This is a genomic window from Acetobacter syzygii, assembly GCF_000964225.1.
Taxonomy (GTDB): domain Bacteria; phylum Pseudomonadota; class Alphaproteobacteria; order Acetobacterales; family Acetobacteraceae; genus Acetobacter; species Acetobacter syzygii.
Genome location: NZ_BAMZ01000030.1, coordinates 1 through 15,201 on the forward strand (window position 1 = coordinate 1; position 15,201 = coordinate 15,201).

Annotated in this window: 21 protein-coding genes; 9 read left to right on the forward strand and 12 right to left on the reverse strand. The window is 53.7% G+C overall.

The window, feature by feature from the left end; translation table 11 throughout:
• Positions 1–150: 150 nt before the first annotated feature.
• Positions 151–981 carry a KilA-N domain-containing protein gene (locus tag Absy_RS10830; protein ID WP_084597140.1) on the reverse strand — a complete coding sequence of 277 codons (831 nt, stop codon included), beginning with the start codon at positions 979–981 and terminating at the stop codon, positions 151–153.
• Between the two features lie 258 nt (positions 982–1,239).
• Here Absy_RS10830 and Absy_RS10835 point away from each other — a divergent pair, with 258 nt between their 5' ends.
• The 9 genes from Absy_RS10835 (at position 1,240) to Absy_RS13040 (ending at position 6,082) form a co-directional block, all read left to right on the forward strand.
• Positions 1,240–1,587, forward strand: a complete 348-nt coding sequence (locus tag Absy_RS10835; protein WP_048854781.1) for a hypothetical protein — start codon at positions 1,240–1,242, stop codon at positions 1,585–1,587.
• 184 nt (positions 1,588–1,771) lie between these two features.
• The gene (locus tag Absy_RS10840) at positions 1,772–2,290 is read left to right on the forward strand and encodes a putative periplasmic lipoprotein (protein WP_048854782.1); all 519 of its coding nucleotides are present in this window, start codon (positions 1,772–1,774) and stop codon (positions 2,288–2,290) included.
• A 16-nt stretch (positions 2,291–2,306) separates the two neighbouring features.
• Positions 2,307–2,834 carry a DUF5384 family protein gene (locus tag Absy_RS10845; protein WP_048854783.1) on the forward strand — a complete coding sequence of 176 codons (528 nt, stop codon included), beginning with the start codon at positions 2,307–2,309 and terminating at the stop codon, positions 2,832–2,834.
• A gap of 234 nt (positions 2,835–3,068) precedes the next feature.
• Positions 3,069–3,332: a BrnT family toxin gene (locus tag Absy_RS10850; protein WP_025826640.1), complete on the forward strand. Its 264-nt coding sequence runs from the start codon at positions 3,069–3,071 to the stop codon at positions 3,330–3,332.
• Complete coding sequence (locus Absy_RS10855; RefSeq protein WP_048854784.1) at positions 3,316–3,618, forward strand: BrnA antitoxin family protein; 303 nt, start codon at positions 3,316–3,318, stop codon at positions 3,616–3,618. Before Absy_RS10850 ends, Absy_RS10855 begins: the two co-directional genes overlap by 17 nt.
• A 289-nt stretch (positions 3,619–3,907) precedes the next feature.
• A complete protein-coding gene (locus Absy_RS10860; protein WP_084597152.1) occupies positions 3,908–4,375 on the forward strand; it encodes a Panacea domain-containing protein in 468 nt (155 codons plus the stop codon).
• Positions 4,368–4,859: a hypothetical protein gene (locus Absy_RS10865; RefSeq protein ID WP_048854785.1), complete on the forward strand. Its 492-nt coding sequence runs from the start codon at positions 4,368–4,370 to the stop codon at positions 4,857–4,859. The genes Absy_RS10860 and Absy_RS10865 overlap by 8 nt, the downstream gene beginning before the upstream one ends.
• 511 nt (positions 4,860–5,370) lie before the next feature.
• Positions 5,371–5,766, forward strand: a complete 396-nt coding sequence (locus Absy_RS10870; protein ID WP_146802582.1) for a hypothetical protein — start codon at positions 5,371–5,373, stop codon at positions 5,764–5,766.
• 49 nt (positions 5,767–5,815) lie between these two features.
• Entirely contained in the window at positions 5,816–6,082 is a 267-nt protein-coding gene (locus tag Absy_RS13040; RefSeq protein ID WP_048854787.1) for a superinfection immunity protein, read from the forward strand.
• Positions 6,083–6,126: 44 nt separating this feature from the next.
• Here Absy_RS13040 and Absy_RS10880 read toward each other — a convergent pair whose 3' ends face one another.
• The 11 genes from Absy_RS10880 to Absy_RS10930 all read right to left on the reverse strand — a co-directional run bounded on the left by Absy_RS10880 (position 6,127) and on the right by Absy_RS10930 (position 15,197).
• On the reverse strand, positions 6,127–8,247 hold the full coding sequence (locus tag Absy_RS10880) for a lytic transglycosylase domain-containing protein (RefSeq protein ID WP_084597142.1): 2,121 nt from the start codon (positions 8,245–8,247) through the stop codon (positions 6,127–6,129).
• Positions 8,248–8,394: 147 nt separating this feature from the next.
• The gene (locus Absy_RS10885) at positions 8,395–8,877 is read right to left on the reverse strand and encodes a hypothetical protein (RefSeq protein WP_048854788.1); all 483 of its coding nucleotides are present in this window, start codon (positions 8,875–8,877) and stop codon (positions 8,395–8,397) included.
• Complete coding sequence (locus Absy_RS10890) at positions 8,877–9,311, reverse strand: phage tail fiber protein (RefSeq protein ID WP_048854789.1); 435 nt, start codon at positions 9,309–9,311, stop codon at positions 8,877–8,879. The genes Absy_RS10885 and Absy_RS10890 overlap by 1 nt, the downstream gene beginning before the upstream one ends.
• A 1-nt stretch (position 9,312) precedes the next feature.
• Positions 9,313–10,965: a DUF3383 family protein gene (locus Absy_RS10895; RefSeq protein WP_048854790.1), complete on the reverse strand. Its 1,653-nt coding sequence runs from the start codon at positions 10,963–10,965 to the stop codon at positions 9,313–9,315.
• Between the two features lie 3 nt (positions 10,966–10,968).
• Positions 10,969–11,535 carry a phage neck terminator protein gene (locus Absy_RS10900; protein ID WP_146802585.1) on the reverse strand — a complete coding sequence of 189 codons (567 nt, stop codon included), beginning with the start codon at positions 11,533–11,535 and terminating at the stop codon, positions 10,969–10,971.
• Positions 11,484–11,876: a hypothetical protein gene (locus Absy_RS10905; RefSeq protein ID WP_048854792.1), complete on the reverse strand. Its 393-nt coding sequence runs from the start codon at positions 11,874–11,876 to the stop codon at positions 11,484–11,486. The genes Absy_RS10900 and Absy_RS10905 overlap by 52 nt, the downstream gene beginning before the upstream one ends.
• On the reverse strand, positions 11,866–12,405 hold the full coding sequence (locus Absy_RS10910; RefSeq protein ID WP_048854793.1) for an HK97-gp10 family putative phage morphogenesis protein: 540 nt from the start codon (positions 12,403–12,405) through the stop codon (positions 11,866–11,868). The genes Absy_RS10905 and Absy_RS10910 overlap by 11 nt, the downstream gene beginning before the upstream one ends.
• Positions 12,396–12,818: a DUF4054 domain-containing protein gene (locus Absy_RS10915; protein WP_048854794.1), complete on the reverse strand. Its 423-nt coding sequence runs from the start codon at positions 12,816–12,818 to the stop codon at positions 12,396–12,398. The genes Absy_RS10910 and Absy_RS10915 overlap by 10 nt, the downstream gene beginning before the upstream one ends.
• Before the next feature lies 1 nt (position 12,819).
• Positions 12,820–13,158, reverse strand: a complete 339-nt coding sequence (locus tag Absy_RS10920; RefSeq protein WP_048854795.1) for a hypothetical protein — start codon at positions 13,156–13,158, stop codon at positions 12,820–12,822.
• A gap of 3 nt (positions 13,159–13,161) precedes the next feature.
• Complete coding sequence (locus Absy_RS10925; RefSeq protein WP_048854796.1) at positions 13,162–14,199, reverse strand: major capsid family protein; 1,038 nt, start codon at positions 14,197–14,199, stop codon at positions 13,162–13,164.
• The gene (locus Absy_RS10930; RefSeq protein ID WP_048854797.1) at positions 14,199–15,197 is read right to left on the reverse strand and encodes a gp53 minor capsid family protein; all 999 of its coding nucleotides are present in this window, start codon (positions 15,195–15,197) and stop codon (positions 14,199–14,201) included. The genes Absy_RS10925 and Absy_RS10930 overlap by 1 nt, the downstream gene beginning before the upstream one ends.
• Between the last annotated feature and the right edge of the window lie 4 nt (positions 15,198–15,201).

The window sequence follows — 15,201 nt, forward strand, 5'->3', positions numbered from 1 at the left end:
GCGCAAGCAAATCGTCCGTTGAGCGGCCAAAGTCTTTTCTTATGCCTGGAAGGGCATAAGTTGCGTGAAGGAGAGCAACGGAAACAGCATTATCACTCATTCTCTCACCAGCGTTGCCACCCCCGAAGGGATGGCTGGCCGTTACGGCGCTTACGCTGGCACTTTCGCAAAAGGGCGCAGGAACTCCACCGTAGAAGGTTTCCATTTAAGCATTTGCTGGGAGCCTGTGGACCCGGCCCTGACGCCATCAAACATGCGCCCGTAGGCCAAGCCTTTGTCGGTCATACTCCAGTTGCTGCTGGAAGAAGATCCTTTGACGTGGACCTGTAGCCCCTTTTCTTCCAAAATCTTGTTCACCCTCTGTCCAGACAAGCCAAGCGGACGTCCAAGCTCAGTAACTGTTTGGTAGTTATCCTGTGTGGGTGCCGTTCGAGTATCCAACCCAAGTGCCGGGAGAGGATTTTCTCCGCATTTATGCAGGCAATACCGGCCAGCATGGGATGCAGCCTGATTGTCATCAAGCCCAAGAGTTTTTGCTATCCCATATCCATCCCGGAAAGCCCGAAGCACAGGAGTTTTGCGGATGCGTTTGGGTTTTGGAGCGGCGTCGGGGATTTGTCCCGTTACCAGCGCATCAAATGCCCGGATCACCTGAAGGTTAAATGATGGGCTGATCCACATCGCGTAGGCGTAGACCAGTTCTTTGACGACATAGGTTCCACGGGTTGCATTCGGCCCCGTCGAAACAACGTTTTTAGGGTCAGGGGAAATTCCCCCAGACCTCAATTCCTCAATCAGCGCTTCAGTTTGGGCATTCTTTGCCCACTCGTTCGGACCTTTCGAAGCGGGCAACCCCGCAGCCTTAAAGCAATCATTCAGGCAATACCGCCCTTCCGCATCCTGACGGATAGTAGTGGAAAGAATGGTCAGGTTTGTGTTACTGTTTGTCATAGCTGTTTTCCTATTCAGCGTGAGAGGCATCAGAGCGGTTTTCGAGGCCGTGCTCTGGTGCCTTTTCTTTTTCCAAATTGCGTAAGATCGACCGAATTTCGCCGTTTAAAGTTCGATCATTTGCCTCCGCGCGCCTTCTCAAAAAATCGACCAAAGGCTTTTCAATGCGGAAAGTGATATTTTGCGTCTGCACAGCTTCCTCTTTTCAAATGCAAGCAAAATGCGTGCATAGACAGGATATATGCATGCACGCATATTGATTGCAAGAGTTTTTTTTGGGAGTTTTTTATGTCTGATTCTCGCCCCTCTGTGACGATACGCATGCCGTCAGTTTTGAAGGGAAAGATTGAGGAGAGGTCCAAAAGGCAGCTTCGTTCTCTAAATGCCGAAATCGTCTACCTACTTGGCTTTGCTATTGATGAGGTTGATGATTGGGAGCGCCATAAAGACGCACAGGAAGTAATATTGCCTGATGATTGGTTAAATACACCTCCCATCGAAGATATGAATGAGCTAAGCGCCGACGAGCGCTCTCTTGTCCGCATGTGGCGGGCCATGAACGATGCGGAGCGCGCTGCCTTGAGAGCCGTGGCAGAGCGGCTTGCTGATAAGGCTGACTCCAGTGGGGCAGCGTAGAGCTAAACATATTGCATAGCCTACAAGCGTTAATAAAATCGTAATTTATATTGTTATTGAATAATAAGAGAATTATTATTCATAAAAGCAATATAAAAGAGTGGAAAAATAAAGTTGTCAATTTTATGGCGCTTCATATTATGCGTAAGACGATTCTCGTCGCAGTATATATTAAGGGTAGACTATGATTAATTCTGGAAAAAAAATTGGTATTTTGCTTGTCTCTTCCTTAACTCTTGCGGCTTGCTCTACTCCGGGCGAAGAAAATCGGGCCGATACGTATACCGCCGCGCAAGTAAACCAAAGACAAGCTGCTCAGGTTGTTAATATTCTCGCGGTTCTTCCAGCTAAAGTGCAAGTAAGCAACGAACGCAACCGACAGACAGCTCAAATTGTGGGTGGCATCTTGGGCGCGGGGCTTGGTGCTGGACTGGGCGCTGGCGTAGGCGGATCCGCTGGCCTTGGTGCTCTTGGTGGCGTGGGCGGTGCCGGGGCAGGTGTTGGTGCCGGGTCGCTGGTGCCTGGGAAAACCTTGGTTGAGGGCGTCTCGCTCACATACGAACAAAATAACCAGACCTTCAATTCTGCTCAGGTTGGCCGTGCGTGCGAGTATACTCGAGGGAAAGCGGTTATGATTCAAACAAGCCCGACAGAAACACGCATTCAGCCTAATCATGAGTGCCCGACTCCGCAGGCAAAATAAGGGGAAGAATAAATCTATGAAGCGCGTAGCATTAGCCGCACTCCTTCTGGTGCCCGCAGTCGCATCAGCACAGTCGACTTTGTCAGATCAGATCAATGCGGTTGATGCCGCGCAGCAAAATCATGATTATGTAGCACGCCAAGCGTGGGATGCTCAGCAACGTGCGCAACAAGCCGCATATGCGGCTGCGCAGGCGCGTGAAGCGAGAGCCGCAGCAGCAGCACGGGAAGTGGCTGCGGCTAGGCAGAAAAAACTTGATGCCAAAGAAGATCGGGATCAAGCTTATGAAGACAAGCTCCGCGATCTTGATCTTCAAGAGCGTGAGGTTTCTTTACAAGCCAAGAAAACTGCCGTTTCTCGAGAAAACGATATCATTGATAGCGATCTTCAGAAAAAGAGCGCTGAAACTGATTTGATTAAATCGCGAGCAGATTCAAATAGAAATCTCTCTGAAGGAACCAAAACCTTATTGGAAAAAAATGGGAACCGAGCCGAACTGGAAGGGCAAGCTGCGGTCAAGAAAGAATCTGGGTGGTTTCACTGATTTTCCAACCCAAAGTATTGAAGGCGGCTGCTTAGGAAGAAGCCTTCTGGGCATAACGGTCGGAGAAAGGGCTTCGCATAAATAGCCCCGCAAATGAGGTAGCTATGAGCAAGCTAACCCATAACGAGTGCGTCAAGTTGAGGGCAAATGCCCTCAACACCGCAGCGATACCCTTGCAAAATGTAGATACAATATACCTTGCCCCTCACCACCTTATCGTATATACAATAATGCATGAGATACGATTGGGACGAAGCAAAACGACAGAGCAACATCGCCAAGCACGGCGTTGATTTTGTCGTGGCAGAAGGCTTTGAATGGGACGTTGCTCTCATCATGGCCAGCCAGAGCGCCAACGAGCCGCGCCTTGTCGCTGTCGCCCCAATCAATCTGCGGCTTCATGTTCTGGTATTCAGCATTGAAACCCGCATTGTCCGCATAATCAGCCTGCGCAAGGCCAACAAACGGGAGGCGAAGCTCTATGCCGCGCAAACCTGAATTTATCATGCCCACGGATGATGAAGATGCCCGGATCAATCAGGGCATTGCCATGGACCCGGACAGCCCGGAACTGACGAAGGCGGACTTCCTGCGGGCCCAGCCTGCCCAAGAGGTCGCCCCTGTCCTAGCCAACGCACGCCGAGTGCGCGGGCCGCAGAAAGCCCCCACGAAGGCACTCGTCTCTATACGGCTAGACCCCGATCTTGTGGAGTGCCTCAAGGCCAGTGGCCCCGGCTGGCAGAGCCGGGCAAATGATCTGCTGCGTCAGGCGGTGGGACTTTAAGGCGTTCCCCATCTGTGTACCTTTTGGGGGCGGGTGGGTACTGGCAGATTGACGCTGCGCTCGGGTTGTGGAACATTAGGAGAACGATAGAACTCCTATGGCCGTTGGATTTTACGCGGAGTTAGTAAGGCCTCACTCATCATGATAAACCTCATCCAAGTTATCCACATGTGTATAACTTTTTCCACAAAAAACCGCCTTTATCCACAGATACAAAAAGTACCTTTGCTGATAGCTAACGGACAGTTATTCGTTAGTGAAACAGTGCTTTTATGAAGAGATTAAGCTGATGGCGGACGTGAAAGAAGTGGCAAAATGGTTTCTTGCCGCTGTTGATCGACAGTCAGGCGAAGCTATTACGCACCTAAAGCTCCAGAAACTTATCTATTACGCTCAGGCTTGGTATTTGGCCTTAGAGAATAAGGCTCTTTTCCCGGATAAGCTGGAGGCTTGGGCGCACGGCCCTGTATGCCGCAGTGTTTACGATACCTACCGAGACTATGGTTGGGATGCATTGCCTGCGCCCGATGATGATATTGATCTGCTGCAATGCGAGATTGATCATCTTGAGATGATTATGGATGCTTACGGCGATATGTCAGCTAAAAAACTTGAGCATCTCACGCATGGCGAAGAACCATGGATAGAAGCAAGGGGCGACTTACCAGCTGAAGCCCGATGCAATACGAAGATATCGCAAGACACGATGACTCGCTTCTACCAGAAGGTGTATCAGGCCGCTCAGGCAGATGGCTAAAAATAGATCCCTAACGAAAGTCGCCAAGAGGCAGGAGCAAAACACAAAATCTCTTACACCTTCCCCCGGGGAAGTCATTATTACAGAGAGAGTCGCAAACGTTTTTGGTATTGGTAAAAGAGCAGCCAACGCTAACAATCGTGAAAGACCTTATGTAAGCCTAAAGTATTTCGATGGAAGCTATGAATGCTTTTCTGACTGGTCAAAACCGGATCTTGTTGCCTTCACAGATTTATTAAGGCGCCTATCTCAGATGTCATGGAGTGAAATTCTCGCGACAGGCGGAAAGAGGGGCGTAAAAACTGGGTTGGGTTGCACTAGACTATTGTGCAGCCAATTGCCTAAATCGGTCACGAAAGATTTGTCTGAAGACCTCGCATATATGGAAATGCGAGTGAGCATTAAGGCCCGTATTCATGGCTTTAGAATGAATGAGGCATTTTTCCTGCTTTGCTTAGACAAAGACCATAAGATTTGCTCCTGAAATTTGGGCTACCCTCCCTCATTCTTGGATGGCAATACAATCAAAGCCCTTTTATGCAGGGCTGTTGATTCCACCCCTGAGAGCGACGATACAAAAGCCAGCGTTAAACAGAAAGTAAAGGCGATGGGAGGCGAGGCCCTGAAAGATTTAACCTCATCTCTGATTTCGAAAGGGATTGAGAATGTGCCGGGCTTAGTTCAGTGGCTCGGAACAACGCTCGGCTGATATTTTCGCCCTCAAAGGAAATTGCCCCCGAGAAAGAAAACTTGGCGCTGAACTCCTACTCACCTAGTCGGATTGGAGCCTCAAAATCACTCGATCCGACAAATGGTGAGTTGGTCATAACCATAAGGATTGCCCCCTTCGCGGTGGGTTCGAACCAGATTTTATCTATCTGAACAAGTATGTTTGTTGTTTCAGTTTTTGAGTTTGTCACTTCGTTTCTCTCCTTTCTCTCGCGCAAGACGCGCTTCCCCGCTATCCTCCCTACCAAAATGTAATGGAGGCGCACTTGAATAAGCTACTGATTGTCACATCTGCTCTATCTTCCTTTATGGCTGTTACAGTTAATGCCGCTCCCTTAACCGATCTCCCGGAGCAGATTGGCACTTGCGTTTTTACTCATGTAAAATCTGTAGAAACGCGCTTGCAGGAAGCGGGAGGGAAACCTATTCCAGATTCAGGATCTGCAATTAACTTCGTGAATGGTGGTTACCAGGTTTCCTATAACCAGATCCCTGAGGTTGACTCTTCTCAAGTTGGCGACCGGGTCATGATGTGTTTGGCATTCGTGCCAGCTAACTGCCCTGCGGGTGATGATAGAGGGAAAATTTACACGACAACAAACTTTAGAACTGGCCGTTCTTGGACTTTGCCAGATTCTGAGCATGATTGCGGTGGCGCTTAATTTTCCCGGAGAAAGCCCGACTATAACTGGAGCGGAAGGTTGAAATGAAATGATTGACGGGGCTACGCAGACTTATTCGGTCTGGCATTACGTTATTTTTGTCTTTCCGGTGTTTTTTGCCATTTACTTCCTTCCAACCATTGTCTCCCTATGCAGAGACAGTACGAAAAAAGGGGCAGTAATCTGCGTCAATGTTCTCCTTGGGTGGACGCTTGTGGGATGGATCATATCTTTGGTTATGGCCCTTTCTTACGAAAGGAAGAGCGATTACCAACTTAAAATGGCTGCATTATCCAAGATCATTAACAATCCTTAGCCTCATCTTCGTTACTATCGCAGAAAGTCAGGGCAACAGAAGCATCAAGCCAAGCCCTGAACAGTCTGCCTAGAAGAAAACCCAAGGTCATTAAACGCCTGCTTAACCGCGCGCGTCACTGCCTTGGGGTCGCCCCCCGGAGCATTAACGGTTACGTGGTTGGTCACGTTATGCGTGCTGCTATTATCCACGCTGCTTGGAGGCGGCGTGTTGATGGCGTTCCGTATTCCTTCCATGTAGCGCGAGATATTATCTCCCTGTTCGCTCCCGATGCTCTTCCCGCTACCATTGGTCTTCTGGGGCGTCACAAATGCTTGCGCTATGGTGGGGCTGGATGAAGAAGAATGTTGCGCCGCTGCTACGGAGCGACCAATGGTAGCAATATAGTCTTGAGTTTCATCCGGAGCATAAGACGCCCAATCTTCTCCGTACTGGCTGCGTGCTTTGTGTAAATTTCCTGCGCCCCAATTATATTCCGCGAGAGATGCAGCCAGAGACCCTTGATAATTCTGTAGGTTATCATGCATTCTCTTGGCTGCGTATTGCGCGGATTGTTCAAAGTTCTGCGGGTTTACGCCAGCCTGACGTGCCACATCAGGCATTATCTGAAAATCTCCCAATGCTCCCGCAGGAGAAGGGCCTACATTGCGTCCCCGAGAGCTTTCTTTTGCCCACATTCCATCTAGAAGCCCGGCAGGAAGGTTATATTGCCTTTCAAGCCCTGCCAAATATGCTTGCTTACTCTTGACCGCAGCAGAAAGATTCTGGCCCAGTCCCTTTGCATTCCCATGGTAAGTTGAAGGGTGCTCGTCATCCCAGCCTTGCCCAGTCAGCCATGCTGCAATATGCGGGAAATACTGCATGAAAAGATAGGCATCTGCGGCATAATTCCCAGCCCTAAGCCCCTTACCAACTAAGCTTCCTGTAGCAGCAAGCCTTCCTGCGGTTTTACTTGCAGTTGCAGCGCCAACAACTTCAGCTCCTTCTTTTACTAGAGCTTTAGATGTTGTTTCCGCTGCATTTCTTACGCCAGCACCTTTCATAATACGCGCCATGGCAGAAGCTCCTGCAATGGAAAGCTCTGCAAAACGCGCTACGTTGGCAATTGCTCTCAAGGCAAAGCTGCCGGCCCACAGGGTCAATAATATTTCGGCAGCTTTTTCCCATCCGCCCAGGAACTTCGCAACATCATTGGCACCACGTCCAATCGCGGCGATATCTTGAGCTATGCCTTTGAGGTCAATTTCCTTGAGTGTTTTTTCCCAATCCCTGATCTCGGCTCCAACTTCTTCCCAGTTTATTTCCTTGAAGCGCTTGTAAAGGTCTGCGCCCATTTCATTGATCTGTTTCAGGGCGCTAGGTGCTCTCTGATCAATAGCAGTATTGATCATGGTAAAAAGATCATGCACTTCAGGACTTAAATTGGTCATGATCGACCGCCCAAACGCCTCAGACTGCGCCGTTAGCTTGGTCCAGTCCTCGTAAAGCTGCGCAGATGCCTTGGTATCTCTTTCGGTCGGGGCATACTGCTGGAGAGACTGGTAAAGCGCCTTAACCTTGTCCGGCCCCTGCTCCAGCAGGTTTATAAACCCCTGCGAGAAACCCGCCTGCCCACCAAGGGCGGAGAACAACTGGGGGCCAAGCTGCTGTGCTGATGCCGCAAGGTCGGGCATGAGTTCATTCATGCTCCGCAACTGGCCGTTGGCATCATTGAGGTTCACATGCAGTTGCCCGAATATCAGACCAAGATTCCGCCTCCCCTCAATGGTCTGGAACTGCGAGACCAATGCTCCCATAGAACTGGACACATCATCAGCAGAACCACCCATAGCCTGTGCGGCCCTCTGCCACGTTGTCAGGCTATTGACTGACGTCCCAAGATTCCGTGCCAGATTGCCAGCAGCTACGTTGCTGCTTGTCGTATCGGCAATAAACGCTTTGAGGGTTTTCCCAGCCGTCAGGACGGCAAAGAATGCAAGGGCATTGCGCTGGAGGCTGCGGAAGCTATCGGAAGCACTGTCCACACCTGCGGACACGCCCTTGCCCATTTGCGTAGCGCCCTGCGTCACCTTGCCAAACGCGGTTGTCGCCTCCTTCCCTCCCTTCTGTACCCCCTTAGGGTCCAGCCCGAGGGTGACAACGAGGGCGTCGATTACTGTGGCCATGGGGAGGGCTTTCAGGGAGGGGTTAACTATTAAACCGCTTCACAACGGCCATTTCCAGCAAGTCCTCAAAGTCCTCGCTGTCGTAAACGGTCTGGAGTTCGTGAAGGGATGCAAGTCCCTCCATCATCACCAGAGCGTGGCGCTCATCTATGTTGCAGACTCGGGCGTAGGGGCGTTGCTTTCCGTCCCCAGCATGAGCGTGAGGAGGGAGAACAACTGACCCACGCCCTTGAAAAAATCCACATGCAGGGCAAACGCTTCCTTCTGGAGCCAGCCAACGGTGGGGATTTCCTCAATCTGGCCACCTGCGGAAACCACGTCCCAGGGGAGCAACACACTGGGGTTGGCCGGATCCGGCTGCATCTGCACGCACTGTAGAAGCTGGTCTATCAGCCCATCCATGCGCGCCGGGTCCATGGCCGCAAAAATGCCAATGCCAGCCGCAGCCACAGCAGCAAGACCGCCGCCCTGAGCAACCCCTGCAATATCCGCTCCGGAGGATGCCGCAGCTTGCAGGCAATGCCTCCCCCACCGGTCTGCCGCCACAGCACTCATGCGGGTGATGACAAACCGCTTGCCTTTGTCCAGCCCTTCATGGGGGCAGGAGACTGTTATCTCTTTCAAAGACATTAGATACCTGCCGGAAGTACTGATTGCCATTCAACGGAAAAGGTTCGCGCTTCAAGCGTGCGGCCCGCACTTGGCATGGGGGCCATTTCAGCAAGAACGCCATTGACCATGGTGTATTTACGCTGCGTTCCTGTAAGCGTAATCGCACCCCCCAGCCGATAAACGGAACGCGCTGTCTGCTGCGCGGTCATAATGGACTCAAACACCAGAACGCTTTCACTGGATGCCGCAAGCGAAATCGTCTGGTTAACAGTGGCGCATACAAAACCAGCATTGAGGTAACCATCTACTGACATTTGGGTTTCTACATTGCGGACTGCAGAAACCTCCCAAACCCTGTCCGTCGCGAAGTTTTTCAGGGTAACGGGTGCATTAAAAACGCCCGGCACCGTAATGGTGAAAATGGCATTGGCTGCCGTAATATCAAGCGCCATGTTACTGCACCTCCACGCTGTTCAGGTTGATGGATTGCACGCTCTGCCCGTCCGCGTACCAAAGCTGCGCTGGCGGCGTTGTCCGTGTCACCCGGTAGGATGCAGAGGCCGTGCTGACGTTGGGCTTAAAGTAGTACCCACTGGTTACCACGCTATCCGCTGCTGTGGTCACTCCCGCCGCGTTGTTGATCTGCTGGCGCTGGAGCGTGGTCAGGTTCACGCCTGTGCGGATTGCCCCAAAGGCCAATGCCTGATTGATCGTGTCTTTGACCGATGCCTCAACCAGCGTATCGCCCTGCGTGTTGTACGGGATATTGCCCGTGGTCAGCAGCAGGTTAATCAGGTCGCTGGTCAGGTTGGCATTGAGCCAGATCTGGTTGGCGTAGCTGTCCGCCCACAGGAACTTGCCCGACACCTGCCCCGGTCGAAAGAAAATGAACTCAGACGCCCCGTTGGCGTAGGAGCCATAGAACGAATAGCCGTTGGCAATCAGGGTGGAGGCGGTGGTGCCGTCTGTCACAGCAGCAGAGATCAGGCCGGATGCGTCCTGTATCATGGCGAGGGTCTGGCGTCCGTTGGTGGTGTCGAACGATAGGGACGCCATCCAGCCCATAACCAGAGCGCCAGACAGGACGGTGGTATCGTACACCGCCACAACACCATTGATATTCTGGGACTGGAGCCACACACCAAAGGCCGTTTGGCTGCCGCTTTCCGTGGCACTGGTGGCGCTATCAGTAATGGCCGCAAGGACCTGGCAGTTCTGGGTGCCAACCCATTGTGCGACCTCTTCCTTGTTGTCGGCGGAGAGTTCGCTGTCAAACGCAAGGCCGTTCCACGCACCCTGTGCCGCGCGCAAAGCATCCAACTGGGAGGCAATATCGCTTGATGCGGCGGGAGTGATCATAACCGTAGGTGCGGTCGTATAGCCCGTTCCGGGGTTGGTCACGGTAAAGCCTGTTACAGCACCGCTCGCAACCGTTGCTGTTGCTGTGGCCCCTGTTCCGCCACCACCCACCAGAGTAACCAGTGGAGCAGACGTATAAGCGGTTCCACCGGCACCAACAGTAATAGACGCGACTGCGCCCGTAGCAATGGTGGAGGCTGTGGAGGTTGTCGTAACCGTCAGGCCTGTGCCGCTGCCGCTGCTGGCGGTAGCAAGCCCAGTTCCTGCCGGGTCAGTGGCTTGGGCTGTAGCACTCTGTAGCGTCAGGCCGGTAACAATACCGCCCGTGCCAATGGTGGAGACGGTCGCCGTGCCTCCAGCAAAGGTTTCCGTGTCACCAACAGCATAGTCAGTGCCACCAGCATCCACAGCGACAGTTGCTACTGTATGCTCGGTCTGCGTGCCAAGAACAGCAGTTCCTGCCGCTCCTGTCCCGGCGGATGCAATGGCCCCCACATACAGTGTGCCGGGGGTCATGACAGCGGTTTCGTAGCCCGCGAAATACACCTGTGCCATCTGGTACAGTGTGGAGGTCTCGCCAAACGCCGTGCCAACATCAGCAGCGGACGTAAAGGCTTTAACAACACCTGCCGCAAGCGTGCTGGATGCGGTGGTGACAAACAGGGCAGAAAGGTTGTTCAGGCCGGACCCTGCGGCCAGAACGCCGGGGGTAACCTTAACAACCTGCGAAATGGGGATATTGCCCATGACTTACTCCGTTGGTGGGTAGGTCGTATCGACCTCAATCAATTGGATGGGAATGGACGTTGCGAACTGCTGGGGATGCGTCAGGGTCAATGTGACCTGCATGGTAAGGTCCACAGTCCACAAGTCGTCGTACTGACGTTCCCCTGTCTCAAACCCAAGTTGCCGGGTGGTAGAGGTGGTGAGCGGGGCTATGGGTATGTTGAGAGACCGGAAAAAATCGACTGCCTCAAAATCGCGCCAGAGTGCCGTAACAACCTGCATCTGGTTGCTGGAGGCTGGACCAAACAGATTGATCTGCATGGTCACCTGCACCTGTTCGGTAACGGTCCTCGCGGACTCGCCATCGTAGGTCCAGCCGTTGGTGGCTATGCGCTCGCGACCAATGATGGTCATAACTGCAAAGGGGTCGCAGGGGGCGGCATTGCGGTTCTGCTGGCCCTGAACAACGGCCATTCCGCTTGGCAGAATACTTTGGAGCCATTGCCCCACCGCCTTGTAAATCTCGCTCTCGGTTGGGCTTATGACGTAGAATTGCTGGGCATCTGCCGCGTTACCAGAACTTTCGACCATTCTCCGTTGCCCCATTCCTCTAACTGCTGCGTTACCAGCCAGTCAGAGCCGTAAAATGTCAGGATATCGCCGCCAATCTGGAGCGGCCTGTTCAGCGCCCGCACGGCCCCGCGCACGTAAACCGAGCGCATGTCGGCCTGCTGGTTGATGTTTTCGATCTGGCGCAAATCCTGAGAACTGACAGCCTGCACCTCCATATCCACAGAAACGGTGGTGTATTGAGGTGTTACCGAAAAGTCGGCATTGGTGACGCCGCCCGTGCTGCCCTTCAGGGTTCCGGTTATGTGCGGGTTGATGGGCGCGCAGAGGTTCCCTGCCACGCCGAATATGTTAAGACTCATCAGTGCCGTCTTTCACTTGCGAAGCGACGTCCCGAAACAGTTTCCCCGACCACACAAGAGGCTTACCGGGTGGGGCTGTCGCGCCTTTTTTCAGGTCATGAACAGCTTTCAGAAAATCCTCGGTGGTATAACTGCCAGTGGGGAAGCGATCCTTCAGCAGATTTGTCAATGGCGCATTAGGGGGAGCGTCCAGGGCTGCTATCTCATCGCGAATTTGCCCCTCAATAACCATACCAACGCGGGCAAGAGCTTTCTTGGCGTCAAAATCAGCGCCCTTAAGCGCGACCTCAAGTTCCGCCCCCCAATCGCCAGAGTTATTGGCAATCGTGTTGCGCATAAACGGGCGGGGAGGCGCGGTGGCCGTGCCAAATTCGGTCCATGTGGCAACCTGAGGGACGGATGCGCCTTTTTTGTAGGGTTGGCTTTTATCGAAAAATCCTACCTCTACCGTCGCCCCGCTCTTAACCTTCTGCGACAGCTTTTCCAGCGCCGCGCGCATTTTATCGCCACCACTGATCTTTACGGCCATGTCTGCCTCTGCACGCGTGGGATGTGGATATAACGCGCCGTCCGCAGCCACAGAGTGGCCTGCCAGAACGCTGCGCCATATTGGGTTTGAAGGAACCATTCAGCAGACCCGGGCTGCGCACCCATGTCCGTACCAATGGAAACAGAACCCCGGGTGGCGCTCGACACGCGCCCAACCACACCGGCCCCATTCCCCCCGCTGGTAGTCGGCAGGTTCAGGTATGCAATATGCGCCACCAGCATATACAGCAGCAGGGTTCGCTGCCCGATATTGCACACCAGACTGCGATCCGTATTATCGAGGTAAAGCTGCGCTTCATCAAAATACAGCGCTGCCAGATTTGGAGGCACATTCACCGCGAGGTCGGGGTAGCGCGCCGACCACGTGGCGTAATCGAACGTCGCTACCGCCATATTAGCCTCCGGATAACTTTTCGACGCCCTTATGGCTGTCATCTGGAGACAGAGGCTCTAGGCCGGTTTTGACGGCCTCCTGCTCTTTGGCACGCCCTTCTGCCTTGGCTGTCGTGGCCTCAGCAAAAACTATCCGCCTCTTGATGAGGGGCGTTTCAGCATGAGCCTTACTCCATGCATCCCACAGATCAGATGGCACGGACGTCAGCCCATAACCGCCGATCACTCGCGACGCATTTGCCCCAGACAGGATCACTTTGTGCTCACCCACGCGCAAGGTCAGCCCGTTGGGCAGTTTGCAGCCAACGGTAACCGGGTTCCCACTTGCAGTTCCGCTCATAGATCAGATCCCCACCATGGTTGCCACGCCAAGAGGCATGTAGATGATCGCGCCCCATGTGCCCTGGGACATTTTCTGCTCCCAGCCCGACGCCTTCACGACGACAGAGTGAGTGCGCAGTTTTTCGGTAAACGCGGCCTCTGCCACCTGCTGCCCTTCAATTTCACGAGCGACTGCAATCATGCTCTGCACCGTCATGCCCGCAGCATCGCCAAATTCGATGGCCTGCACAAAGCGAAGGTTGGGGTATTGCTTTTTGAGCTGATCCCACGCCGACAAGCCGAACACATTCGGCTTGGTCATGATGCCAGCGCGCGTGGGAGACAGGCCGATTGTGATTTCGGAATCCGTATCCACATAACCAGCAGACTGCGAACGAAGCTGATTGATGAGGTCGATCACATCATCGGTAACCTCCTCTGGAGATCCCTTGCTCCATGACGTTCCGCCCGCCGTCTTGATGGAGGCCACTTCAGCAGCAGGCAAGCGCGGGTCATTCAGGTAGCCATAATTGCGCAGCCCCTTCACACCATAGAAATAGGACTGGTTCTGGAACTTGTTCAGTTTCAGCGCAGCAGACTGGCGCAGGCTGGCAACCCACTGGATGCGCGCCGCTCCAGCCATTTCCACTTCCCGCTCACCCCAGCGCGCGAATGCCTGATAGTGATAGGACTGCCGGTCGGGGAAGTTGGCATTCAGGTCAACAACGCCGTTGTTGTTCCAATCGCCATAGCTGGCAACGCGCCCTGTACTTTCGATCATCGGGAAGATGGCCGTAGGGGTGGCCCAATCGCCCTTCTTGGACTCCCCGTTGATTTCCGCGCCACGCATTGGGGAAAACACGACGTTGATCAGTTTGGGATCGACGTATGTTGCCATGAATGCCGGGATGCCAGCATTGGCCGTGGTGGAAAGTGTTGGGGCTGCATCCATGGCGACCCTATCGGACGCCAGAATGTCATCACTTGCGAGAATGTGCTGCCCCTCAGGCATCACAAAACCGCGCTCCCGCAGGAGCGCAAATTCGGTTTCAAATGGCATTAGATATGATCCCACGTACTTATGGTGATCGTCTCACCGGCGAGACTGCCGAGTGCGACATAAAACTTGGTTTCGATGGAGCCCGCTACCGTGGCACCAACTGCGCCAGTACTGATCGTGCCATCGGTGGTAGAGGCAAAGACCTTCTGCCCTCTGGTGGCAGCCGTCTTGGTCACCGCGAAGTAATCGCCCTGAGACTTCAGGTCGACCATGTAACCCTGCGGCATAACCATGGTGGCTTCGTCGTAAATGTCCGCAATCCATGCGCTGCGGTCATTAAGCAGGAAGCCGTCAGGGGCAGTTGGCTCGGCTGCGGTCTGGGTAATGGCAACCGACGGGGCAGAGGTGTAGCCCGTTCCGCCGCTGGTCACGGTAATACCGGTCACAATGCCGCCGCTGATGACAGCAACAGCCGCAGCCCCTGTTCCACCGCCACCCGAGAGGGTCACTGTGGGAACAGCCGTGTACCCGGAACCAGCCGCCGTTACATTGATAAGCGAGACTTCGCCGTTCGAGCCACTTCCGGCTGTAGCTGTCACGTTCAGGGTCAGACCCGTACCCGCACCGCTACTGGTGGTAGCCACGCCGGTTGCCGTGGGGTCGGTGGACTGAGCCGTGGCTGTAGCAATCGTCACTCCCGTAACAACACCACTGCTGACCGTCGCAACGGTAGCCGTGCCACCTGTAAAGGTGACCGTATCCCCCACAGCGTAACCCGTGCCGCCAGCATTCACTGCCAGAGCGGATACTGTGTAAGTGGTATGGGTTCCGAGAGTGGCGGTCGCAGTAGCTCCCGTACCGGGCGTTACGCCGGGTGGCGTATTCAGGACAGTTGTGCCATCGCCCTGCACCCAACCAAAAGCACCAAGCGTAACCCCGCCTAGACCAGCAACAAGCGCTCCCTCACCCGCCAACACACTGGCAGACGGGTTGTTAGAGGCAAAGGTGCCAGGAACGCCATAAGCGGGCTCCTGATTAACCTGATTTTGAAAAGGCATCTGA